Source organism: Rhizobium sp. S163, assembly GCF_030380805.1.
In the GTDB taxonomy this organism is placed as follows: domain Bacteria; phylum Pseudomonadota; class Alphaproteobacteria; order Rhizobiales; family Rhizobiaceae; genus Rhizobium.
In genome coordinates this window covers 234,566-257,306 of sequence record NZ_JAUDSA010000038.1, presented here as the reverse complement: position 1 = coordinate 257,306, position 22,741 = coordinate 234,566, and the positions used below count along the sequence as shown (strand labels likewise).

The 22,741-nt window shown below is 62.7% G+C and carries 20 protein-coding genes and 1 tRNA gene; 16 read left to right on the top strand and 5 right to left on the bottom strand.

Annotated features, from left to right (window positions below; genetic code table 11):
- Nucleotides 1–98 precede the first annotated feature (98 nt).
- Both QTL96_RS30220 and QTL96_RS30215 read left to right on the top strand, forming a co-directional pair.
- Entirely contained in the window at nt 99–1,658 is a 1,560-nt protein-coding gene (locus QTL96_RS30220; protein ID WP_289730451.1) for an iron ABC transporter permease, read from the top strand.
- Complete coding sequence (locus QTL96_RS30215; protein ID WP_289730322.1) at nt 1,655–2,692, top strand: ABC transporter ATP-binding protein; 1,038 nt, start codon at nt 1,655–1,657, stop codon at nt 2,690–2,692. Before QTL96_RS30220 ends, QTL96_RS30215 begins: the two co-directional genes overlap by 4 nt.
- Before the next feature lie 37 nt (nt 2,693–2,729).
- On the opposite strand, the gene QTL96_RS30210 is transcribed toward QTL96_RS30215, so the two are convergent.
- The 3 genes from QTL96_RS30210 to QTL96_RS30200 all read right to left on the bottom strand — a co-directional run bounded on the left by QTL96_RS30210 (nt 2,730) and on the right by QTL96_RS30200 (nt 4,794).
- On the bottom strand, nt 2,730–4,058 hold the full coding sequence (locus tag QTL96_RS30210) for a glucoamylase family protein (protein WP_289730321.1): 1,329 nt from the start codon (nt 4,056–4,058) through the stop codon (nt 2,730–2,732).
- Nucleotides 4,059–4,155: 97 nt separating this feature from the next.
- Nucleotides 4,156–4,581 carry a type II toxin-antitoxin system HicB family antitoxin gene (locus QTL96_RS30205; RefSeq protein ID WP_289730320.1) on the bottom strand — a complete coding sequence of 142 codons (426 nt, stop codon included), beginning with the start codon at nt 4,579–4,581 and terminating at the stop codon, nt 4,156–4,158.
- A gap of 18 nt (nt 4,582–4,599) precedes the next feature.
- On the bottom strand, nt 4,600–4,794 hold the full coding sequence (locus tag QTL96_RS30200; protein WP_289730319.1) for a hypothetical protein: 195 nt from the start codon (nt 4,792–4,794) through the stop codon (nt 4,600–4,602).
- Nucleotides 4,795–5,037: 243 nt separating this feature from the next.
- Between QTL96_RS30200 and QTL96_RS30195 the strand changes: the two genes are divergently transcribed.
- Together QTL96_RS30195 and QTL96_RS30190 are read left to right on the top strand one after the other, a co-directional pair.
- Nucleotides 5,038–5,952 (top strand): hypothetical protein, encoded by a 915-nt coding sequence (locus QTL96_RS30195; RefSeq protein ID WP_289730318.1) that lies wholly within the window; start codon nt 5,038–5,040, stop codon nt 5,950–5,952.
- Entirely contained in the window at nt 5,952–6,431 is a 480-nt protein-coding gene (locus tag QTL96_RS30190) for a hypothetical protein (RefSeq protein ID WP_289730317.1), read from the top strand. The genes QTL96_RS30195 and QTL96_RS30190 overlap by 1 nt, the downstream gene beginning before the upstream one ends.
- An 841-nt stretch (nt 6,432–7,272) precedes the next feature.
- Here QTL96_RS30190 and QTL96_RS30185 read toward each other — a convergent pair.
- A tRNA-Gly gene (locus QTL96_RS30185) sits at nt 7,273–7,347 on the bottom strand.
- Between the two features lie 255 nt (nt 7,348–7,602).
- Here QTL96_RS30185 and QTL96_RS30180 point away from each other — a divergent pair.
- The 4 genes from QTL96_RS30180 to QTL96_RS30165 all read left to right on the top strand — a co-directional run bounded on the left by QTL96_RS30180 (nt 7,603) and on the right by QTL96_RS30165 (nt 10,159).
- Nucleotides 7,603–8,112 carry a prolyl-tRNA synthetase associated domain-containing protein gene (locus QTL96_RS30180; protein ID WP_111562633.1) on the top strand — a complete coding sequence of 170 codons (510 nt, stop codon included), beginning with the start codon at nt 7,603–7,605 and terminating at the stop codon, nt 8,110–8,112.
- Nucleotides 8,113–8,165: 53 nt separating this feature from the next.
- The gene (gene trxA / locus QTL96_RS30175) at nt 8,166–9,164 is read left to right on the top strand and encodes a thioredoxin (RefSeq protein ID WP_289730316.1); all 999 of its coding nucleotides are present in this window, start codon (nt 8,166–8,168) and stop codon (nt 9,162–9,164) included.
- A 124-nt stretch (nt 9,165–9,288) separates the two neighbouring features.
- On the top strand, nt 9,289–9,960 hold the full coding sequence (locus tag QTL96_RS30170; RefSeq protein ID WP_018901897.1) for an LON peptidase substrate-binding domain-containing protein: 672 nt from the start codon (nt 9,289–9,291) through the stop codon (nt 9,958–9,960).
- A 10-nt stretch (nt 9,961–9,970) separates the two neighbouring features.
- Nucleotides 9,971–10,159 (top strand): Trm112 family protein, encoded by a 189-nt coding sequence (locus tag QTL96_RS30165; protein WP_018901898.1) that lies wholly within the window; start codon nt 9,971–9,973, stop codon nt 10,157–10,159.
- A 10-nt stretch (nt 10,160–10,169) separates the two neighbouring features.
- Here the strand turns inward: QTL96_RS30165 and QTL96_RS30160 are convergent, their stop codons facing one another.
- A complete protein-coding gene (locus QTL96_RS30160) occupies nt 10,170–11,384 on the bottom strand; it encodes a ubiquinone biosynthesis hydroxylase (RefSeq protein WP_289730315.1) in 1,215 nt (404 codons plus the stop codon).
- A gap of 85 nt (nt 11,385–11,469) precedes the next feature.
- Between QTL96_RS30160 and tesB the strand changes: the two genes are divergently transcribed.
- From tesB to ftsY, 8 genes are all read left to right on the top strand, one after another.
- The gene (gene tesB / locus QTL96_RS30155) at nt 11,470–12,354 is read left to right on the top strand and encodes an acyl-CoA thioesterase II (RefSeq protein ID WP_289730314.1); all 885 of its coding nucleotides are present in this window, start codon (nt 11,470–11,472) and stop codon (nt 12,352–12,354) included.
- A gap of 210 nt (nt 12,355–12,564) precedes the next feature.
- Nucleotides 12,565–12,915: a P-II family nitrogen regulator gene (locus QTL96_RS30150; RefSeq protein ID WP_056810626.1), complete on the top strand. Its 351-nt coding sequence runs from the start codon at nt 12,565–12,567 to the stop codon at nt 12,913–12,915.
- A 29-nt stretch (nt 12,916–12,944) separates the two neighbouring features.
- The gene (locus QTL96_RS30145; protein WP_112941058.1) at nt 12,945–14,309 is read left to right on the top strand and encodes an ammonium transporter; all 1,365 of its coding nucleotides are present in this window, start codon (nt 12,945–12,947) and stop codon (nt 14,307–14,309) included.
- Nucleotides 14,310–14,549: 240 nt separating this feature from the next.
- Entirely contained in the window at nt 14,550–17,234 is a 2,685-nt protein-coding gene (locus tag QTL96_RS30140) for a DNA translocase FtsK (RefSeq protein WP_289730313.1), read from the top strand.
- Between the two features lie 168 nt (nt 17,235–17,402).
- Nucleotides 17,403–18,077 (top strand): outer membrane lipoprotein carrier protein LolA, encoded by a 675-nt coding sequence (locus QTL96_RS30135; RefSeq protein WP_112941056.1) that lies wholly within the window; start codon nt 17,403–17,405, stop codon nt 18,075–18,077.
- A gap of 742 nt (nt 18,078–18,819) precedes the next feature.
- On the top strand, nt 18,820–19,731 hold the full coding sequence (gene dapF / locus QTL96_RS30130; RefSeq protein WP_289730312.1) for a diaminopimelate epimerase: 912 nt from the start codon (nt 18,820–18,822) through the stop codon (nt 19,729–19,731).
- Nucleotides 19,728–21,002, top strand: a complete 1,275-nt coding sequence (mtaB, locus tag QTL96_RS30125; protein WP_289730311.1) for a tRNA (N(6)-L-threonylcarbamoyladenosine(37)-C(2))-methylthiotransferase MtaB — start codon at nt 19,728–19,730, stop codon at nt 21,000–21,002. The genes dapF and mtaB overlap by 4 nt, the downstream gene beginning before the upstream one ends.
- A gap of 15 nt (nt 21,003–21,017) precedes the next feature.
- On the top strand, nt 21,018–22,667 hold the full coding sequence (gene ftsY / locus QTL96_RS30120; protein ID WP_289730310.1) for a signal recognition particle-docking protein FtsY: 1,650 nt from the start codon (nt 21,018–21,020) through the stop codon (nt 22,665–22,667).
- Nucleotides 22,668–22,741 lie beyond the last annotated feature (74 nt).

Below are 22,741 nucleotides of genomic sequence, written 5' to 3'. Positions count from 1 at the left end.
GATACACGGCAACCGCTTGTTCAAAGGCGGTTGCCTTCCTTTTTCAGCGTGTCAAAGGCGCGGCCTTGCTGCAGGACAACAGATTGCTTGCTTCCGATATGCCGGCGGCGCGGCCGGCGGCAGGACTGGCGCGACCGCGCCGGGGCATGCCTTATGCGCCCGTCGTGCTCTTCGCCGCAATCGTCGCGCTGTTCAGCCTCGTTCCCCTCGGTTTCATCGGCTGGATCACCGTCGATGTCGGCTGGGAAACGGTGAAGCAGCTGGTGTTTCGCCCGCGCGTCGGCGAGCTGCTGGTCAACACCGTCGCTCTCGAAGTCATCACCGTGCCGCTGTCGATCGTGCTGGCGGTGACGCTTGCCTGGATCACCGAGCGCACCGATGTCCCCTTCGCGCGCCTCTGGGCCTGGCTTGCGGTGGCGCCGCTCGCCGTGCCTGCTTTCGTGCATTCCTACGCCTGGGTCAGTCTGGTGCCAGGGATGCGCGGGCTGCAGAGCGGCGTCTTCGTTTCGGTGCTCGCCTATTACCCGTTCCTTTATCTTCCCGTCGCAGCGGCCCTTCGCCGGCTCGATCCGGCGATCGAGGATGCTGCCGCCTCGCTCGGGCTCGGGCCCTGGGCGGTGTTCTTCCGCACCATCCTGCCGCAGCTGAGACTTGCTATCTGCGGCGGTTCGCTTTTGATCGCACTGCATCTGCTGTCGGAATACGGGCTCTTCGTGATGATCCGCTTCGACACGTTTGCGACCGCGATCGTCGACCAGTTCCAGTCGGCCTATAACAGCCCGGCCGCCAATATGCTTGGCGGGGTGCTGGTGGCCTGCTGCCTGCTCTTGCTCGCCATCGAGGTGCTGGTGCGCGGCAATGAGCGCTATGCCCGCGTCGGCTCCGGCTCGGCGCGCCCGGCCGATCGCCGCCGTCTCGGCTGGTTCGCTGTGCCGGCCGTGCTGCTGCCCGTCATCGTCGCGGCGCTGACGCTCGGCGTTCCCTTCGTCACGCTGGTGCGCTGGCTCTATCTCGGCGGCGTCGGCATCTGGCGGGTCGAGGTCGGCAATGCTTTCGTGCAGTCGATCGTGCTGGCGCTTGCCGGCGGCATTCTGGCGACGATCGCGGCCGCCCCCATGGCGTGGCTGTCGGTGCGTGCGCCGGGCCGCGTGCAGCGTGTGCTTGAAGCCTGCCACTATTATGTCGGCTCGCTGCCGGGCGTGGTCGTGGCGCTGGCGCTGGTGACGATCACCGTACGCCTCGTTCTGCCGCTCTACCAGACATTCGCGACGCTGCTGCTCGCCTATATCCTGCTCTTCCTGCCGCGCGCCATGGTCGGCCTTCGCGCCAGCATCGCGCAGGCGCCGGTGGAGCTCGAGCGCGCCGCGATGGCGCTGGGGCGCACTCCGGGCCAGGCGGTGCGGCAGATCACCATGCGGCTTGCAGCGCCCGGTGCCGCGGCAAGCATCGCGCTGGTGGCGCTCGGGATCACCAACGAGCTGACGGCGACGCTGATGCTCTCGCCCAACGGCGTCGAGACGCTGGCCACGAAATTCTGGTCGCTGACCAGCGAGATCGATTATGTCGCGGCCGCGCCTTACGCCTTCATGATGGTCGTGCTGTCGCTGCCGCTGACCCTTCTTCTCCATGCTCAATCGAAACGGACTGCCGGACAATGACGCTGCTTACGATCGAAGGTGCCAGCAAGCGTTACGGTCAGGTGCAGGCGCTCGATAACATTTCGCTGGAGGTGACGGCAGGCAGCCGCACCGCCGTGGTCGGCCCGTCCGGCTCCGGCAAGACGACGCTCCTGCGCATCATCGCCGGCTTCGAGCAGCCCGATCAGGGCCGCGTCACGCTCAATGGCGAATTGCTGGCCGATGGGCCGGCGGCGGTGCCCGCGCACAAGCGCGGCATCGGCATCGTCTCGCAGGAAGGCGCGCTGTTTCCGCATCTCGACGTCGCCGGCAATATCGGCTTCGGCATTGCCCGCGGCGCTGATAACCGCGACAAGCGGGTGCTCGACCTGCTCGACATGGTTGAGCTCGACCGCGGCATGCTGACCCGCCGCCCGCACCAGCTTTCCGGTGGCCAGCAGCAGCGCGTGGCGCTGGCGCGCGCGCTCGGCCGCGAACCGCGCCTGATGCTGCTCGACGAGCCCTTCTCGGCGCTCGACACGGGCCTGCGCGAGAACATGCGCAAGGCGGTGGCCCGCGTGCTGCAGGCGGCAGGCATCACCAGCATTCTCGTCACCCACGACCAGGCCGAGGCGCTGTCCTATGCCGATCAGGTGGCGGTGCTGCGCGACGGCAAGCTGATGCAGGCGGGATCGCCGCAATCGCTTTATCTCGCGCCGCGCGATCGCGAGACGGCGCTGTTCCTGGGTGACGCGGTCATGTTGCCGGCGATCATCCGCAACGGTCACGCCGATTGCGCGCTCGGCCATGTCGCGGTCGATAGCCAGCATCAGGGCAAGGTCGAGATCATGCTGAGGCCCGAACAAATCCGCGTCGTCACCGACAACAGTGAAAAGCTCTATGGCGGGCGCGTGGTCGAAGTGGATTTCGGCGGCGCGACCTGCACGGTCGCCGTGTCGCTCGACGGCGTTGCGCTGCCGCCGATCCTGATCAAGACCTCAAGCGTGGCGCTGCCTTCGCGCGGTGACCGGGTGCGGCTGGAGATCGCCGGCAAGGCGCATGTTTTCGTGCGCTGAGGGGCGCCCTCGGCGCTTGCCCATCCGCTAAACGCCGTCAGGCGATCTTGAGCTCTTCGTCTTCCGCCTCGTCTTCCAGCCAGCCGCCGGTAAAGCCTGCGCGTTCCAGGCCGGTGCGGATGATCTCGGATTTGCGCATCAGGCTCCAGATGAAATCGGAGCGATCGTTTTCGATCGACATGACGAGAAGGCCCTGGTCGATGCCCACGCAGCGGTCGTCCACCCAGCCCTCGGGTCCCGCCGTCTTGACGGATGGGTTGAAGCCGCCGGGGAAGCGGCCTTCGTAGCAGAGGTCCGGATAGGCCTGCAGCAGCGCCCGTGTGCCTGAGATCGCCGCCTCGCGGTCATAGGGCAGGGCTGCAAGCGCGCACCATGGCGCAAGCGTTCCATCATCGGGGCCGAGCGGCGCGCCGCGGGCGGCATAGCCCAGCACGCTCGGGCGACGGTCGCCATGGCGGCTGCGTGATGGCGGCGGGCCGTCGGAGGCGGAAAGGCCCCAGACATCCCTGGAATAGCCGATGAAATGGCCGGGGTTTCGCTCGGCGTAGTCGCGTTGCACTGCGATGCAGATTTGGGTGTTGCGGAAATAATCGCTGTCGCGCGCCGCCATCGGCCTGTCGCGGATGCCGCGAAAATCGATCCAGGCATGCGAGAAGAGGTGGATGAAGAAGGGTCCGGCATAGAGATAGCACTTCTCGCCGAAGAGCATCCAGGAATAGCTTGAGGTGAAGGCGTCGTAGCTCGATTGCGGGATCGGGTGCGTGGGCGAGGCGAGCGCCAGCGTGTAGAGTAGCACCGCCTCGTCATAGCCCTGCCAGCGCCAGCGCAGAAAGCCGCTTGAGGGCTTCCAGCCCATGCATATGGTCTCGCCCTTGTTCAGCGCCCAGTGCCAGTCGATGCGCTCGTAGATCAGCGTCGCCAATCGGCGGATCTCGGTCTCGGCCTCGTCGTCGCCATCGAAATAGGCGGCCGCCGTCAGCACGCCGGCGACGAGCAGCGTCGTGTCGATGGTCGAGAGCTCGCTGTTCCAGGCGCGGTGGCCGGTGTCCATGTGCAGGAAGTGGTAGAAGAAGCCCCTGTAACCGATCGCATGCCGCTCACGGCCCTGGTGACCGTTGGCGAAGAAGCAGAGCGTCGTCGTCGTGCGTGATATCGCATCCGCCCTCGTCATCCAGCCGCGCTCGACGGCGACGGTGTAGGACGACAGCGCGAAACCGACGGCCGCGATGCTGCAGGGAACGTTTGCGACCGAGGTATCGGCGACGAGCCCGTTATCGGGGTTGGAATGTTTCAGGAAGTAATTGAACGCCGCCTGCTGCAGCCTGTCGACCAGCGCGGCATCTGTTTCCTCGGTCCGTTGCAGCATCTTCTCCCGCCCAATCGGTTATCCTGCCCCTTGCTTCAACATGGGCAGGTGCGATGCGCAAATCAATGTTTTTTGAGGGGTGGGGTTGGGTCGTTGCTCAGGCGGCTTCCTGAACGGAGACCACGATCGTCTTGCCGAGCGCCTGCATCGCCTCCTGCAATGCGCCGATTTTCGAATTATGGTCGGGATCGAGGATGCGGCGCGCCTCGTTTTCCGTCTTGCCCATGCGCCGCGCCAGTTCTCGCTTGGAGATGCCGGCTTGCCTGAAGGCTTCGATCACCGCGAGCTTGATCGCGTCCTCGGGATCGACGGCGATGGCGACACCTGTTTTCGCGGAGGGGAGCGGTATCGCGCGGCCGTCCTGAACAATGCCGCGAAGCGCGAGACCGAGCGCTTCTTGCGCGCTGGCGATGGCCTCGTTGCGGTCGCCGCCATGGGTTATCGCTTCAGGAACATCGGCAAAGGTGACAAGATATCCGCCATCGGGATCGGGCTGGATTTCCGCCAAATATACGTATCTCATGCCGTTCTCCATTGCCTGTCAGGCGATGCCGAGCTGCTTCTTGATCAACCGCACGTAACCCGGCGTCAGCTCGCCCGACTTCACTGTGGTGAAGCGGCCGTCATACATGATGCGGTAGTGCGAGCCTTTGCCCTTGTTCTCGAACACCTCGAAGGTCTTGCCGGTTTCGCTGGCCAGTTTGCGCAACTCGCGGATCAACTGCTCACGCTTCATCCGCTTTCCGGTCCCAAATATTCGCACAAAAATGTGCGTGGCGCAACGATGGATGCGATGGTGGAGCAGAAGGGGAGGTGTGAACAGTCGGCAATAGGGATGACGACATGGGAGCGAGGCGTCCGTTGGAGCGCCTGATGCAACTCCTCCCCAATAAAAGTTTGTGATCCCGCAACGGCGCTTATTGCAATCTTATGCGTGCAATGATTCTTTGCTGCAATCAATATCTGATTGGGTTGGGGAATGCAGAAAGTCGCTCACTATCGTCGTGCAATCTGGGCTGTTCAAGGCCGACCTACAGTGGAGACACTCGTTAGGAACGCGCTTCGCGCGGCACCGGAGGTCGGCGACACAAAGTTCGATTACCACGGTGGGGTGACAGCTCAAGTGGCGCATCGTTCGACGGTCGGTGCCGGAACAGGAATCTATTTCACCTTGTTTGCCAAGGGCGGCAAGACCGGAACAGTGCAAGACGGTGGAGATAAGGTTGGGCGCGCCAGTCCGCCAGCCGGCACGGAATTCTTGAAGACCGGCGTTCACGTTCTTGTGGATGGCAACCACATTGCCTACGCGGCAGTCGGTCATACCAATGACGGTCAGATTAGTCAGCTTGTGGCGAAATTCATTCGCGCGAACGGTGCGACGGAAGCTGATACTCAATTTCTGTTCATGGCGCGATCCAACCGGAGAGAATTGGACCGCCTTTTGCGCGTGGGAGTTAAGTCGATTGACCTCGGTGTTACGGCTTTCATGGCCGCAGCCGAGCAGATCGCGGAGGACAACCCGCGCGACGGCATCGCCGCACGACGGGACGCTGCGCTTGAGGCTGTCAAAAGCATCTTCAAACGGAACCGCAGTCCTCAAGAAATTGAGGCCGCCAGCGAATTACAGGCGAGCTTGCACATAGGTTATGATGGCCGTGGTGCCAGCGATCTAGTTCCAAAGTTACTTGGTGATTTGGCATCGCAAATCAGCGGTGGTGCCGACGAATTCAAGATCATAACAAAGAGCGATGTGGTGATCACCCGCGACAAGTTGGTCATAAAGAGAGATATCAACGTGGTCGGCGATGACATATCTTTGGATCCCGGCAGCACCTTCAGCGCGTTGCGCGATTGCATGAAGGACTGGCGGAAAGATGGGATATTGGATGACTGATGGGCACTCGTGGCTACTATGTGTTGGCAGCGTTGATTTTCGCGCTCGGAGTTTCCTATTTCGGCGGTGATTTGCTCAAGGCAAGTCACGACGCACAAGACGCGTTGATCAATCTGTTTGCCATTCTGGCCGGCGTGTTGGTCGCGGTGGTTTCGATTGTCGGCGATCCGTCGATGCTTTTGCCGGGAAATTGGCGCGTGGGACACGAACACGCAAAGGATATGCAAAACAGGATCGCGAATTTCTCACACCTGTTTTTCGTCTACATCCTGGCGCTTCTGTTTCTCATTGTCGGCATGGTGGTAAAGGACGCGCAGATTCCCCACGCCGATTTCGTCTATCCCGTCATGACGTTCTTTGTCGTATTGGGTGTCCTGCTATCAATTCCATTGCCGTACAGCCTGATGAGCATCCAAAAGGAACGGATGCGCGAAGAGATTAAATCTCGAAGAAGCCGCAACGGTGAAGGGGCAAGCTAGAAGTCAATGCTGAGATGCGACCCCGCTCACCGCTGTCAGTGAGCGGGGATTATCACTCAGTGCTTGGTGGTAGCCTTCGCTATCTGCTCAGACCCAAGGTGAACTTTGCCCTTGAGGACTTCGTTCACGCGTCCTTGGTTCACGCCATAGCTAGCCGCGATCTGGTGTTGAAATTCGCCGTTCCAGCGGCGGAGCCACACCTGCACCGCGTCTGCAAAAGACAGTCTGTTTGCACTATGTTTCATAGTCATAGCCTTAATGGGCCTTGACCGACTTGACAGAAGAACCGCCCCGCGTATGTTCGGGGCTGTTAACGGGATCTGTAAGCCGATCAAGGTTTTTTACAGTTTCAACACGGAGCCGGGGCTGCAACCCCGGCTTTTGTGTTCATCCTCGGACGACCCGAGAACGATCAATATAAGCGTGAATTCGTTCGATCGCGTCAAGAGGGCCAGATCGTACCTCCTGTGAATCAAAAGCCGGTTTTAAGACTCTGCTAACAATGCAGAAATTCTTTTCCACAAGAATTCGCTTTGGAATCAAGTCGTTGCAAGACCGGGCTTTAACGTCTTGTTAATACTGTATTTAGTGTGGAATTTTGGGGAAAGCCTGATATTCCGGTCAGCCAAGCGGCCGATTGGCCCGACTCTGGCGTATCCCGATTCGGGTTGGTCGCCGCTACCGGTGCGAATCTAGCCTCTGGTGCTTTTATTGGCTTGCTGAGCGCAAATGCCTGCCTCGATAACGCTAATCCGTATTGGCACCTATCAGGTACCTCAGACTTCGCGCATACACACCAGCCCCAGAGGGCTTATTCTATCTTCATGTACTAGGAGATTTTTGGAGCGGGCGAAGGGGTTCGAACCCTCGACCCCAACCTTGGCAAGGTTGTGCTCTACCACTGAGCTACACCCGCTCATAATCCCGACGGCCTGTGGTAGTTAGAGAGGACCGTGGGCGCCACCTTGCGGCGACGGGCGCTATATCGCCCAAACGATTTTCAAATGCAACAGGGAAATGACGGAAAGGCGAAGAAAAATTCGGAAAGCTTTCCCGGCCCCACCTAAAATGCCGCAAATGCAGGGAAAAGCGGCGAATAGGCACGTTGCAAAAAAGGGGAGGGAGACGTAATCAGGGGGCGCCTTATCCCAATAGAGTGCTGGAACGAGCCATGACCGAGAAGACGCCGAAGACCGCAACCGAACTCTACGCCTTTCTCGACGGGCTCGGCATCAAGCACAGCACCAAAACGCATGCGCCGGTGTTCACTGTGGCCGAATCGGTGGCGCTGCGCGACGAGATTCCCGGCGGTCACACCAAGAACCTGTTCGTGAAGGACAAGAAGGACCAGTTCTTCCTGCTCACCGTCGAGGAGAATGCCTCTGTCGACCTGAAGACGGTGCACACGCTGATCGGCGCCGCCAGCAAGGTTTCGTTCGGCAAGCCGGAGAAGCTGATGGAGTATCTGGGCGTCATTCCGGGCTCGGTCACGGCGTTCGGAGCGATCAACGATTCCGACCACAAGGTCACATTCGTTCTTGATGCGGATCTCATGAAGGACGAGATTATCAATTGCCATCCGCTGTCCAACGACGCGACCACGTCGATTGCAAGTGCGGACCTCGTTCGCTTCATGGAAGCGACCGGTCACACGCCGCTTGTCTTGAAAGTGACGTCCTGACATACGATTTTAACGCTAGAAAAGCCGGCTGACCGGCGCGGCGGGAGATACTCATGAGCGGCAACGACAATCCCTACAGCAATTCCTTCGGCCAGATGTCGGCAACGGCGAGCTATGGCGGCGCGCCTGCAGCACCGGCCCAGGCAGCGGCGCCGGCGCCAATGGCGGCCAGCGGCGGCTATATCAAGGATACGACGACTGCGACCTTCAGCAAGGACGTCATCGAGGAGTCGCGCAACCAGCCTGTTCTCGTCGATTTCTGGGCGCCCTGGTGCGGCCCGTGCAAGCAGCTGACGCCCGTCATCGAAAAGGTGGTCAACGAAGCCCAGGGCCGCGTCAAGCTCGTCAAGATGAACATCGACGACCATCCGTCGATCGCCGGCCAGCTTGGTATCCAGTCGATCCCCGCCGTCATCGCCTTCGTCGGCGGTCGTCCGGCCGATGGCTTCATGGGCGCGGTGCCGGAAAGCCAGATTCGTGAGTTCATCGATCGCGTCGCCGGTCCGGCGGGTGCCGATCAGGCGGCCGAGATCGAGGCCGTGCTCGTCGAGGCTGACGGTCTGCTTGCCAGCGGCGACATCAATGGCGCAGCGCAGCTCTACGGCGCCGTCATGCAGGCCGATCCCGATAATGCCAAGGCGCTCGCCGGCATGGCGCAGTGCATGATTTCAGCCAACCAGCATGAGCGGGCGCGCGAGGCGCTGAAGGAACTCCCCGACGAGATGGCGGCCGATCCGGCGATCCAGGCGGTGGTGAAGAAGCTCGAGCAGATCGAGGAAGCCCGCAAGCTGGGCGATCCCGTGGCGCTGGAGCAGGCGCTTGCAGCAAACCCCGACGATCACGAAGCGCGCATGAAGCTCGCCAAGATCCGCAATGTCGAGGGCGCACGCGAAGAAGCGGCCGATCACCTGCTCTACATCATGCGCAAGGACCGGACCTTCGACGACGACGGCGCGCGCCGCCAGCTGTTGCAGTTCTTCGAGGTCTGGGGCTTCAAGGATCCGGCCAGCGTTTCGGGACGGCGCAAGCTTTCGGCGATGCTGTTCTCTTAAGCATCAGCGACATTTCGCCATTCGGTTTGACATCGTCCGCCCTTGCGTTTTCGATGGCGTACCCCACATTCGTTTAGATGCGGGCGTGTGGTTTAGGTCCGCCGATTATGCGGGACGAGTGCCGATGCAAGTGGGGAATGCACGATATCTGAAGAGCGGCGATGTGCCTGACACGATCGCCGTCTTCCCCTTGACCGGCGCTCTGCTGCTTCCCACCGGCCAGCTCCCGCTCAACATCTTCGAACCCCGCTATCTCGCCATGTTCGACGCGGCGATTTCAGGAAACCGGCTGATCGGCATGGTGCAGCCGGCGCTTGGCGAGAGCGATGACAAGAATAGCGAGGGCAATCTGAGCGCCGTCGGCTGCGTCGGGCGCATCACCTCGTTTGCCGAGACTGGCGATGGTCGCTACATCGTCTCGCTCACCGGTGTTTGCCGCTTCCGTCTGCTGGATGAGAAGGACACGCACCAGCCCTACCGCACCTTCCGCATCGCGCCGTTCATCTCCGATCTCTCGGCACGCAACGAAGAGGACGCTGTTGACCGCGCGGCGCTTCTCGCCGCCTTCAAGGCCTATCTCGAGGCCAACAAGCTGGAGGCGGACTGGGAAAGCGTGGAGCGCGCCAGCAACATGACGCTGGTCAATTCGCTCGCGATGATGTCGCCCTTCGGCCCGGCGGAAAAGCAGGCGCTTCTCGAGGCGCCCGACCTTAAGACGCGGGCGGAAACGCTGATCGCGATCACCGAGATCGTCCTTGCCCGGGTCTTCGGTGACTCGGACACGATTTTGCAGTAGAAGCGGCCGCATGGACGAAAAACTGAGCCGCGTCGATCCCAAGCTTCTGGAACTGATGGTCTGCCCGCTGACCAAGGGGCGGCTGACGTACGATCGCGAGCACAACGAGCTCGTCTCCGAAAAGGCGAAGCTCGCCTACCCGATCCGCGACGGCATACCGATCATGTTGGTGTCGGAAGCGCGCGAGATCGAGGAATAGATCAGCACCCCTAGATCGCCTCGCCCGCCAGCAAGCGCGGATTGCCCGCCGCTGTCGTGCCGGCGGCCTGGCCGATGAAGTAGGATTTGAGGCCGGGCAGGCGGTCGACGAGGCCGAGGCCGAAGTCGCGGGCGATGCGGATCGGCGCGAGGTCGTTGGAAAACAGGCGGTTCAGCACATCCGTGGTCACGCCCATGCGGAAAGTGTCGAAACGGCGCCAGGCCTGGTAGCGCTCGAGAATATTGATCGAGCCGATATCGAGGCCGAGGCGATCGGCTTCGACGATGGTTTCGGCGAGCGCGGCCACATCCTTGAAGCCGAGATTGAGGCCCTGGCCGGAAATCGGGTGGATGCCGTGGGCGGCGTCGCCGGCGAGCGCCAGGCGCGGGGCGACGAAGGCGCGCGCCAGCGTCAGGCCGAGCGGGAAGGCGCGCTTGTCGCCCACCACCTTCAGCGCGCCGAGCTTGTGGCCAAAGCGGCGCTCCAGCTCTTCCTCGAAAATCAGGTCGTCGGAGCGCACCAGCCGGTTGGCGTCGGTCGTGGTTTCCGTCCAGACCAGCGAGGAGCGGTTGTCCTTCAGCGGCAGAATGGCGAAGGGGCCTGAGGGCAGGAAGTGCTCTTCGGCGCAGCCATTGTGCGGGCGTTCGTGCTCGACGGTGGTGACGATGCCGGACTGGCCGTATTCCCAATGAACCGTCTTGATGCCCGCGAGATCGCGCAGGTGCGAGCGCACGCCATCGCAGGCGACCACCAGCTTGGTCTCGATCGTGCTTCCGTTGGAGAGCGTGATCTCGGCGTGGGTGTCCAGCGTCTTCAGGCCGGTGGCGCCAAGGCCATGGGTGATCTCGATACCGAGCCGTTCACAGGCGCCGCGCAGCGCGCCGACCATCGCGACATTGGGGATCATGTGGGCGAAGGGCTTGCCGTCCTCGACCTCGCCGTCGAAGGTCAGAAACACGGGGCGGACGGGATCGGAGGTCTTGGAATCGGTGACGATCATCTTGGTGATCGGCTGCGCCGTCGGCTCGATCTCGTTCCAGATGCCGAAAACGTCGAGCATCTTGGTGGCGGCGGCGATGATGGCGGATGCGCGCGGGTCCTTGCGCCAGACGTCCGCGGGGGCTGCCTCGACCACCGCGACATCGAGATGCGGCGCCGCCTGCTTGACCGCGACAGCCATGGAGAGCCCGACATAACCCCCGCCAACCACAAGCATGTCACGCATAACGCCCGTCCCGTTCTTTTAGAATATCCTATTGATCTATATAGATCATCATCGCCACACTTCCTACCTGCCGGAGCCATACAAAATGACGCGCCTCACCGAAAAGCCGACCGCGATGGAAACCCTGCTCGCAACGCTCGATCTCGAGCCGATCGAGGTCGATATCTTCCGCGGCACCAGCCCGCAGGTCGGCTGGCAGCGTGTGTTCGGCGGGCAGGTGATCGCGCAGGCGCTGATGGCGGCGCAGCGCACCGTCGACATTGAGCGGCTGGTGCATTCGCTGCATGCCTATTTCATGCGGCCGGGCGACCCCTCGGTGCCGATCGTCTACCAGGTCGAGCGCATCCGCGACGGGTCGAGCTTCAATACCCGCCGCGTCGTCGCCATCCAGCACGGCAAGGCGATCTTCGCGCTGTCGGCGTCGTTCCAGGTCGAAGAGCCCGGTTTCGAGCACCAGGTCGCCATGCCCGACGTGCCGATGCCCGAGACGCTGATCGACGAGAACGAGATCGCCAAGCGCTATCTGGCGCATGCGCCCGAGGCGATCCGCAAATATTGGGGCCGCGAGCGGCCGATCGAGATCCGGCCGGTCTCGCTCACCCACTATTTCTCCGACAAGAAGCTCGATCCGCTGCAGCATGTCTGGGTGCGCGCCAATGGTCCGGTTCCCGATGACCGGCACGCCCAGGCGGCGGTGCTTGCCTATATCTCCGACATGACGCTGCTCGACACGTCGCTCTACCCGCACGGCACCTCGATCTTCGACCAGACGATCCAGGTCGCCAGCCTCGACCATTCGATGTGGTTCCATCGCCCGGTCAAGCTCGACGACTGGCTTCTTTATACGCAGGACAGCCCGTCCGCATCCGGTGCGCGAGGTTTGACGCGCGGTAGCCTCTATACGCGAGACGGCGTGCTCATTGCGTCGGTGGCGCAGGAGGGTCTGATTCGTAAAAGGGCAAATGACTAATTTGGATGCAAATTTAATCGTTTGTGTATTTTTTGAGCGATTATTAGGCAATCACTTGCCTGTTTAATGGCGTCTGCAAATATATTCCTTATTTTTCAATACCTTAACAAATCGTTTCGAATCTGGCACGGGCCTTGAATGTAAGAGGTCGGTCGCTGGTCGCAACGGCAGTGGCAAGGAGAGTCGGCTCCGTGCCGAGGGTAACGAAGGATGGGAAACCAGATGAAAATTGTGATGGCCATTATCAAGCCGTTCAAGCTGGATGAGGTGCGTGAAGCCCTTACGGCGATCGGCATTCAGGGCCTGACCGTGACCGAAGTGAAGGGTTACGGGCGCCAGAAGGGACATACCGAAATCTATCGCGGCACCGAATACGCGGTCAGCTTCCTGCCGAAGCTGAAGATCGAGATCGCCGTCGCAAGCGAACTCGTCGACAAGGCTGTCGAAGCCATCGCGTCGTCGGCCAAGACCGGTCAGATCGGCGACGGCAAGATCTTCGTTTACTCGATCGACCATGCCGTGCGCATCCGTACCGGCGAAACCGATGCAGAAGCGCTGTAAGTAACGGTAGAGCCAAGGAGCTTTTCTCTATGTCAATTTCGAAGTTTTCTCCCACTCTGGCGCGCCTTGCAACTGCGTCCGCAGCGCTTCTCGCGCCGGTCGTCGCTTTCGCGCAGGATGCCGCCACCGCTGCCGCTCCGGCTGCTGCCGCCGCACCCGTTCCGGACAAGGGCGACACCACTTTCATGTTCGTCTCGACCATCCTGGTGCTGTTCATGCTGGTTCCGGGCCTCGCACTGTTCTACGGCGGCCTAGTCCGCGCCAAGAACATGCTCTCGGTCCTGATGCAGTGCACGATGATCGGCGCCGTCATGATGCTGATCTGGGTCATCTACGGCTATTCCTTCGCCTTCGGCGGCTCGGAAAGCGCATACTGGGGCGGTACCGCCAAGCTGTTCCTCTCCGGCGTAACCAAGGAAACGACGGCAGCCACCTTCTCGCAGGGCGTCGTCATTCCTGAGTTCATCTTCGTGATGTTCCAGATGACCTTCGCCGCCATCACGCCTGCGCTCATCGTCGGCGCATTCGCCGAGCGCATCAAGTTCTCGGCCGCGGTGCTCTTCTGCGCGCTGTGGGCAACCTTCGTCTACTTCCCGGTCGCACACATGGTCTGGGACGCAAACGGCCTGCTCTTCAAGATGGGCGCGCTCGACTTCGCAGGCGGCACGGTCGTTCACATCAACGCCGGTATCGCCGGTCTGGTCGGTGCGATCCTCGTCGGCAAGCGCATCGGCTTCGGCAAGGACATGATGGCTCCGCACTCGATGACGCTCACCATGGTCGGCGCCTCGATGCTCTGGGTCGGCTGGTTCGGCTTCAACGCCGGCTCCAACCTCGAAGCTTCCGGCGGCGCGATGCTCGCAACCGTCAACACCTTCGTCGCAACCGCCGCTGCCATCGTATCGTGGGCTGCCGTCGAAACGATGACCCGCGGCAAGGCCTCCATGCTCGGTGGCGCTTCCGGCATGGTCGCCGGTCTGGTCGCCATCACGCCTGCTGCCGGCATCGTCGGCCCGATGGGTGCGATCGTCATGGGTCTTATCGTCTCGCCGCTTTGCTACTTCTTCGTCTCCGTGGTGAAGAACAAGTTCGGCTACGACGACACGGCTGACGTCTTCGGCGTTCACGGCGTCGGCGGCATCTTCGGCGCGATCTTCACCGGCATCTTCGCCAGCGCATCGCTCGGTGGCGTCGGTTACGCCGAAGGCGTGACGATGGGTGGCCAGGTCATGACCCAGCTCACCGCCGTTGCAATCACCGTCGTATGGTGCGGCATCGGTTCGGCGATCCTCTACAAGATCGTCGATGTCATCGTCGGCCTGCGCGTCGCCGTCGAAGCCGAACGCGAAGGTCTCGACCTCGCTACGCATGGCGAAGCCGCTTACCACTCCTAAACAAGGCTTGCGGCGCTCAAAAATGGGCGCCGCTCAACAGCCCGTCGCGGCTTGATCAACAGTTGAGCCGCTCTTGGCCCGGATCTTTCAAAGGTTCGGGCCTTTTTATTTTCCGATGCACCAGCCAGACCCCGCATGGTTAACATCGCTTTAACCGTCCTTTGGTTAGGTGGAGCGGACGCATTGGGCGCGAAGCGCATTGGCGATTCGCACGCATCAGGCATTGGACGGGTACAACACATGGCAAGAAGCACATCGCCAGCAATGGATGGCCGGCCGGACCGTTTCTCCCTTTCGGGGTTCATTTTCCGGCAGGCGCAGACCCTTTTGGGGTTTGCAATCTTCATTGCGCTGGCACTGGCCGTCGCGGCTTTGGCGACCTGGAACGTCGCCGATCCGAGCTATTCCTACGCCACCGGCAACGAGCCCACCAATGTGCTCGGCTATAGCGGTGCCGCGTTCGCCGATATCCTGATGCAGTTTTTCGGCCTTGCCAGCGTGGTGGCGCTGCTGCCCGTCGTCGCCTGGGCGCTGGCGCTGATCTCCGGCCGCCGCTTCACCCGCATTCCGGCGCGCGCCGCCGCATGGGGCCTCGGCTCCGTTCTCTCCTGCGCCGTTCTCGGCTGCTTTCCGCCGCCGCTCACCTGGCCGATCCCCAATGGCATCGGCGGCGTTATCGGCGACATGATCCTGCGCTTCCCGGCGCTGTTCGTCGGCGCCTATCCGACCGGCACCTTTGCCACCGCCGTCGGCTGCATCTTCGCGGTCCCCTGCGTCTGGATGATGCTCTTTGCCGCCGGCATCGTCGGCCGCACCGAGGAGGAAGAGGCCGAAGAGGAAGAAGAAAACTACGCTGCCAGCCGCTCCAAGCTGCGCTCGGTCGGCGATGAGGACGAGGAAGACGACGAGGGCGGCTGGCTTGCCTTCGGCGCGCTGACGCATGCCTGGTACATGAGCCAGGCTCGCATGCGCCGCATGCTCGGCATGGGTCCGCGCAAGCGCAAGCTTGATGACTACGACGCGCCCTACGATTTCAACGATGACGAGTTCGGCAAGCTCAACGAGCCGGTGCGCGCCAAGGCGCCCCAACGCGGCGAGCGCATGGATCCCTCGATGGATCCGTCTATCGCTCCCCGAGCCGGCTCGCCGCGCCGCGTGGTCTCGGCGCCGTCGATCTCGCTCAACGACGACGATGACGACGACATGGGCTACGACAGTGACATGCCGCCGCGCCCGGCCGATATCCTGCCCGACGACGAAGACGACAATGGCTGGATGATGCGTGCGCCTGCCAAGCAGGCCGGCGGCCGCGCCGAGCCGCGCGTGCAGCAGGCCGCTCAGCGCCCGAAGCTCGGCGCCCGTATCGAGCGCGAGCAGCAGGGCTCTTTCATCCGCCCCGAAGGCTTCCAGCTGCCGTCGATGCACCTGCTTGCCGAGCCCAAGGCCGTCGTGCGCGATTCGACGCTGTCGGCCGACGCGCTGGAGCAGAACGCCCGCATGCTGGAAGGCGTGCTCGAGGATTTCGGCGTCAAGGGCGAGATCATCCATGTCCGTCCCGGCCCCGTCGTCACGCTCTACGAACTGGAGCCGGCCCCCGGCATCAAGTCGTCGCGCGTCATCGGCCTTGCCGACGATATTGCCCGCTCAATGAGCGCGATCGCCGCCCGCGTCGCCGTCGTGCCCGGCCGCAACGCCATCGGCATCGAACTGCCGAACAATATCCGCGAGACCGTGTATCTGCGCGAGATGATCGCCTCCAGAGATTTCGAGACCTCCAAGGCCAAGCTCGCCATGGCGCTCGGTAAGACGATCGGCGGCGAAGCCGTCATCGCCGATCTCGCCAAGATGCCGCATCTGCTCGTCGCCGGCACCACCGGCTCGGGTAAATCGGTCGCCATCAACACCATGATCCTGTCGCTGCTCTACCGCATGACGCCGGAGCAGTGCCGCCTGATCATGATCGACCCGAAGATGCTCGAACTCTCCGTCTATGACGGCATTCCGCATCTGCTCTCGCCCGTCGTCACCGATCCGAAGAAGGCCGTCGTGGCGCTGAAGTGGACGGTGCGGGAGATGGAAGAGCGCTACAAGAAGATGTCGAAGATCGGTGTGCGCAACATCGACGGCTTCAATTCGCGCGTCGAGCAGGCGCTCGCCAAGGGCGAGGCGATTTCTCGTACCGTGCAGACGGGCTTCGACCGGGAAACCGGCGAGGCGATGTACGAGACGGAAGAGTTCGACCTGAAGCCGCTGCCCTATATCGTCGTCATCATCGACGAAATGGCCGACCTGATGATGGTGGCCGGCAAGGATATCGAAGGCGCCGTGCAGCGCCTGGCACAGATGGCACGCGCCGCCGGCATCCATGTGATCATGGCGACGCAGCGCCCGTCCGTCGACGTCATCACCGGCACGATCAAGGCCAACTTCCCGACCCGCATCTCCTTCCAGGTGACGTCGAAGATCGACAGCCGCACCATTCTGGGCGAGCAGGGCGCCGAGCAGCTGCTCGGCATGGGCGACATGCTCTACATGGCCGGCGGCGGCCGCATCCAGCGCGTCCACGGCCCGTTCGTGGCCGATGGCGAGGTGGAAGACATCGTCGCCTATCTGAAGACGCAGGGCGCGCCGCAATATCTCGATGCCATCACCGCCGATGACGACGAGGATGGCGATTACGGCGGCGGACCCTCCGGCACCGGCAATCTCGCGGATTCCGACGATCCTTACGACCAGGCCGTCGCCATCGTGCTTCGCGACGGAAAGGCCTCGACCTCCTACGTCCAGCGCCGTCTCGGCATCGGCTACAACCGCGCGGCGTCGCTCATCGAGCGGATGGAGCAGGAGGGCATCATCGGCCCGGCCAACCATGCCGGCAAGCGCGAGATCCTGGTTCCCACCGAAGGCGATATTCTCGACCGGTAAGGGCGCTCGCGCCCTTGATTCCGGCATTTTCAGCGCGATTTATCTCGCATGTACTTCTTCTTCACGGAAACCTGATCGGCGCGAAAACGTTACCTTTGGCCGGTCGCGCCAGGACGCCATGAAGACGCCGCGTTTCGGCAGCATGCAGACTGCATAAAGGAGACTTTCATGAACCACTCCGACACATTCCTGGATCGCTTCACGCTGACACGGCGCCACATGCTGGGCGCGCTTGCTGTCGCGGCTGCGTCCACCGCGCTGCCGCTCAACGTTTTCGCCCAGGCGGCCGCGGCTGCGTCCACAAGCGGCACCGCGCAGGCGATCGCCGACCACTTCTCCTCGGTCGCCACGATGCAGGGCGAGTTCGTACAGTTCGGCCCCAAGGGCGAGCAGACCGGCGGCAAGTTCTTCATCCAGCGCCCCGGCAAGCTGCGCTTCAACTACGACGACCCGTCGCCGATCCGCGTGATCGCCGATGGTAAGAACGTGGCGATCGGCAACATGAAGCTGAAGACCTGGGATCTCTACCCGCTGTCGAAGACACCGCTCAGCCTGCTTCTGGCGCAGAAGATCGACCTGTCTGCCGGCTCTGTGAAGAGCGTCAAGGAAGAGTCCGACCTGACGACCATCGCACTCGGCAACAACACCGTTTTCGGCAACTCGACCATCACCATGATGTTCGACCCGAAGACCTATGACCTGCGCCAGTGGACGATCACCGACAACCAGGGCAAGGACACCTCGGTCATGGTGTTCAACGTCAAGACCGGCGTGCAGTTCGACGACAAGGTGTTCAAGGTGCCTTACGAGGTCATCCCGGGAACGGCTGCCTATCGCGATTGATGGTTGGCTGGCAGGGCGGCGACGTCTCCCTGAGCTCACTCCTGTGCCCAAGCGTCGCTCGGGCGATGTCACAGGAATCCAGCCACGGCGCGTCCGCGCCGGGAATGAACGGCCCAGTGTTATATCAGAAGAAGAGTCTCTCGCCGCGCAGACGCGCGTCGGCTGGATTCCCGCCACAAGGGCGAGAATGAGGGAGGATGGGTGGCCTCGGGCGTCCACAGTAGCCTACCACGACACCACAAAACCCCGCGCGGAGCAAAGCTCGGCGACGGTAGCGGGCGGGATCCCATGAAAGTGGGAATGGGCAGGCGGCATTGTATCAGTGGTATGTGTGTCAGGCGTTTCCACCTGCCCGATTGCTCTAAGGTTTCCGGTTCGTCCGGGCCGACAGGAGCGTCTCTCGGCCTTTCCTTGCCGGATGATCCCTTGGCCCTGACGGCCTTGGAACCACCTCTTCACAACCATCACCGAACGCCGGATACCAACCTTGGCGTTACCGGTTCGCGAACCCGGCTCCCTGTCCGATGACGTGACCAGTGTGTGGCGATTGCGAGTGGCGGGGATAACGGGGTGCGCAGAATTCGGCTATCATGCTGATAATGTCGGGATGTTTCTTGGTCGTGCCGCGAAATTTTCCCCGTCGCCACGGTGACGACAGGAGCGGATGGGCCGATCACGCCGACACTGGTAATTCCCGCGCATTTCCGCCATATACAGCCCAAACACACATGGACATGAGACAATGAGCGCAACGGTCGAATTCGCGAGGATGAACGGGCTTGGCAACAAGATCCTGGTTGTCGACATGCGCGGGCGCAAGGACAAGGTAACACCCGAAGCCGCGATCGCGCTCAATGCGGCTTCTGAGACCCAGTTCGACCAGATCATGGCGATCCATGATCCGAAGGCCGAAGGCACCGATGCCTGGATCGATATCCTGAACTGCGACGGCACCAAGGCGCAGGCCTGCGGCAACGGCACGCGTTGCGTGGTGCAGGCGCTGTCGGCCGAGACCGGCCAGAAGGTCTTCACCTTCCAGACCGTCGCCGGCATCCTGAATGCAGCCGAGCACGAGGACGGGACGATCTCGGTCGACATGGGCAGGCCGGTGTTCCAGTGGGACAAGATCCCGCTCTCGGAAGAATTCTTCGATACCAGCCGCATCGAGCTGCAGATCGGCCCGATCGACAATCCGGTGCTGCATTCGCCATCGGCCATGTCGATCGGCAATCCGCATGCGATCTTCTGGGTCGACAGGGATCCGATGAGCTTCGATCTGGAGCGCTTCGGACCGCTGCTCGAAAATCACCCGATGTTCCCCGAGAAGGCCAATATCACGCTGGCACAGGTGACGTCCGATGCAAGCCTGCGCACCCGCACCTGGGAGCGCGGCGCAGGCCTGACGCTTGCCTGCGGGTCGGCTGCCTGTGCCGCCGGCGTTTCCGCCGCGCGCACCGGCCGCACCGGGCGCAAGGTCACGATCGACGTCGCCACCGCGCCAAGCCGGCAGCCGCTCACCATCGAATGGCGTGAGGACGACCATGTCGTCATGACCGGTCCCGCCGAATGGGAATGGTCCGGCACCGTCGATCCCGTGACCGGCGCGTGGCAGCGTGACGAGGCGGTCGAGGCTCCGGGGGCGGAAGCCAAGTGAGCGGGGTCGAGGTCATCACCTTCGGCTGTCGTCTGAATACCTACGAATCCGAAGTGATGCGGGCCGAGGCCGAAAAGGCGGGCTTGAACAACGCCATTCTGGTCAATACCTGCGCCGTGACGGGCGAGGCCGTGCGCCAGGCGCGCCAGGCGATCCGCCGCGCGCGTCGCGACAATCCTGAAGCCCGCATCATCGTCACCGGCTGTGCCGCACAGACCGAGAAACACACCTTCGCCGAGATGGCCGAGGTCGACGCGGTGCTCGGCAACGAGGAGAAGCTTGCGAGCGCCAATTATCGCGCGTTGCCTGATTTCGGCGTCTCGGCCGAAGAGAAGCTGCGCGTCAACGACATCATGAGCGTCAAGGCGACCGCGCCGCAGATGGTCAAGCATATCGACGGCCACGTGCGCGCCTTCATCCAGGTGCAGAACGGCTGCGACCACCGCTGCACCTTCTGCATCATCCCCTATGGCCGCGGCAATTCGCGCTCGGTGCCGATGGGATCGGTGGTCGACCAGGCGCGCAAGCTCACCGAAAGCGGCTATCGCGAAATCGTGCTGACGGGCGTCGATGCCACCAGCTACGGCGCCGACCTGCCCGGCGAGCCGACGCTCGGGTTGCTGGCGAAGACGCTTCTGAAGCAGGTGCCGGATATCCGGCGTCTCCGTCTGTCGTCGATCGACAGCATCGAGGCGGACCGGCATCTCCTCGATCTCATCGCCGACGAAGCGCGCTTCATGCCGCATCTGCACCTGTCGCTGCAGCATGGCGACGACATGATCCTGAAGCGGATGAAGCGCCGGCATTCCAGCGCCGATGCGCTTGCTTTCGCCAACGAGGTCAGACGGCTGCGGCCGGAGATCTCGATCGGCGCCGACATGATCGCCGGTTTCCCGACCGAGACGGAAGAGATGTTCGGCAATGCTGTGAGGCTCGCCGAGGATGCGCAAATCGCGCATCTGCACGTCTTCCCCTACAGCCCGCGACCGGGAACGCCGGCGGCACGCATGCCGCAGCTCGACCGGGCGTTGGTCAAGGAGCGGGCGGCACGGCTGCGCGCCACTGGACATATGCTGCATCAGTCCCATCTCGATCGCATGGTCGGCACGCGGCAATGGCTGCTGGTGGAAAACAACGGACTGGCGCATACGGAAAACTTCACGCTTGTCGCAGCGCCGGGCTTAAACCCCCGCGCGCTGGTCGAGGTCGACATCGTCGGCCACAACGGCAAGCACCTCGACATGCAACTGACGGCCGCCTCCGCGGCCTGACCTGACGGAATTCTCATGGCGTTCAGCTTCATCAAAAAGGTCTTCACCTTCGGCCCCGACAAGACGGCGGAAGAGCAGGCGCCGGATACGGTCGAGACCAAGGCCGCCGAGGTTGCGGTCGAGCCGGTCGCCGAGGCGCCTGTTGCCGAGGTGACGGTGCCGGTTCCGGTGCCGAGTGCGCCGGTGGATGCGTTGCCTGTTGCCACCGATCCGGTGTTGCCGGAGGAGGTGGAGACGGCCGGTGGGCCTTCGGCCGATGGCGAGGGTGTTGCCGAGGACGAGGTTTCCGAGGATTTGCCGACGGCGCTTGCGACCGATGATGTCGGGCTGGTGCCGTTGTCGTTGCTGGAGGCTGAGGCGGAGTCTGATGCTGAGGCGGAAGATGTTGGCTCAGTGGGCGCGGTACCCCCCTCTGTCCTGCCGGACATCTCCCCCACAAGGGGGGAGATCGACTCGCGGGAAGCTCCCGACCAGACAATTGATGCTGATGCGAGTGGGCAAGTCCAGCCGTTATCCGACGAAACGGTCGAGGATGAAGCGAGCGATCGCGCCCAGCCAATCTCCCCACCTGTGGGGGAGATGCCCGGCAGGGCAGAGGGGGGTATCGCACCCTCCGAGCCCGCGCCTAGCGACTCCACTGAACCAACTCCGACCGACACCGACACCCCCATCCTCCCCAAGGGCTTCTCCACCGCCACCGAGACCCCCGAACCCGTCACCATCGTCCCCCCGGCCAAGCTCAACTGGTTCCAGCGCCTGCGCGCCGGCCTCGCGCGCACCTCGTCGCAGCTGACGGGCCAGATCTCGGCGCTCTTCACCAAGCGCAAGCTCGACGACGACACGTTGCAGGATCTCGAGGACCTCCTGATCCAGGCCGATCTCGGCGTCGAGACGGCACTCAGGGTCACCGATACGCTGGCGTCTGAACGCTACGGCAAGGACGTGTCGGGTGAGGATGTGAGCCGCATCATGGCGGCGGAGATCACCAAGGTGTTGAAGCCGGTGGCAAAGCCGCTGCAGCTCGATCTCAGCCACAAGCCGCATGTCATCCTCGTCGTCGGCGTCAACGGCACCGGCAAGACCACCACCATCGGCAAGCTGGCCGCCAAGCTTTCCGGCGCCGGGCTGAAGGTGATGGTGGCGGCAGGCGATACGTTCCGCGCGGCGGCGATCGAGCAGCTGAAGATCTGGGCGGACCGCACCAAGTCGGAATTCATCGGCACCAAGCTCGGCGCCGATGCGGCGGGGCTTGCCTATGACGCCTTCGAGCAGGCCAAGCAGAAGAAATGCGACGTGCTGATCATCGACACCGCCGGCCGCCTGCAGAACAAGACGGAGCTGATGGCCGAGCTCGAGAAGATCGTGCGCGTGCTCGGCAAGCTCGATCCCGACGCGCCGCACACCGTGCTGCAGACGCTCGACGCCACCACCGGCCAGAACGCGCTGAGCCAGGTCGAGATCTTCCGCAACGTCGCCGGCGTCAACGGCCTGATCATGACCAAGCTCGACGGCACGGCGCGCGGCGGCATCCTCGTCGCCATCTCCGCCAAGCACAAGCTGCCGGTCTATTTCATCGGCGTCGGCGAGGGCGTGGACGATCTGGAGCCCTTCGAGGCCGAGGATTTCGCCCATGCGATCGCGGGTCTCGGCGACGCACGGGGCTGATCAAATCGCCGCCATTGCCGCCGATCACGATTGATGCCACAGATATGCCCGCAAGGGCGCGCAAGCGTCCGGGA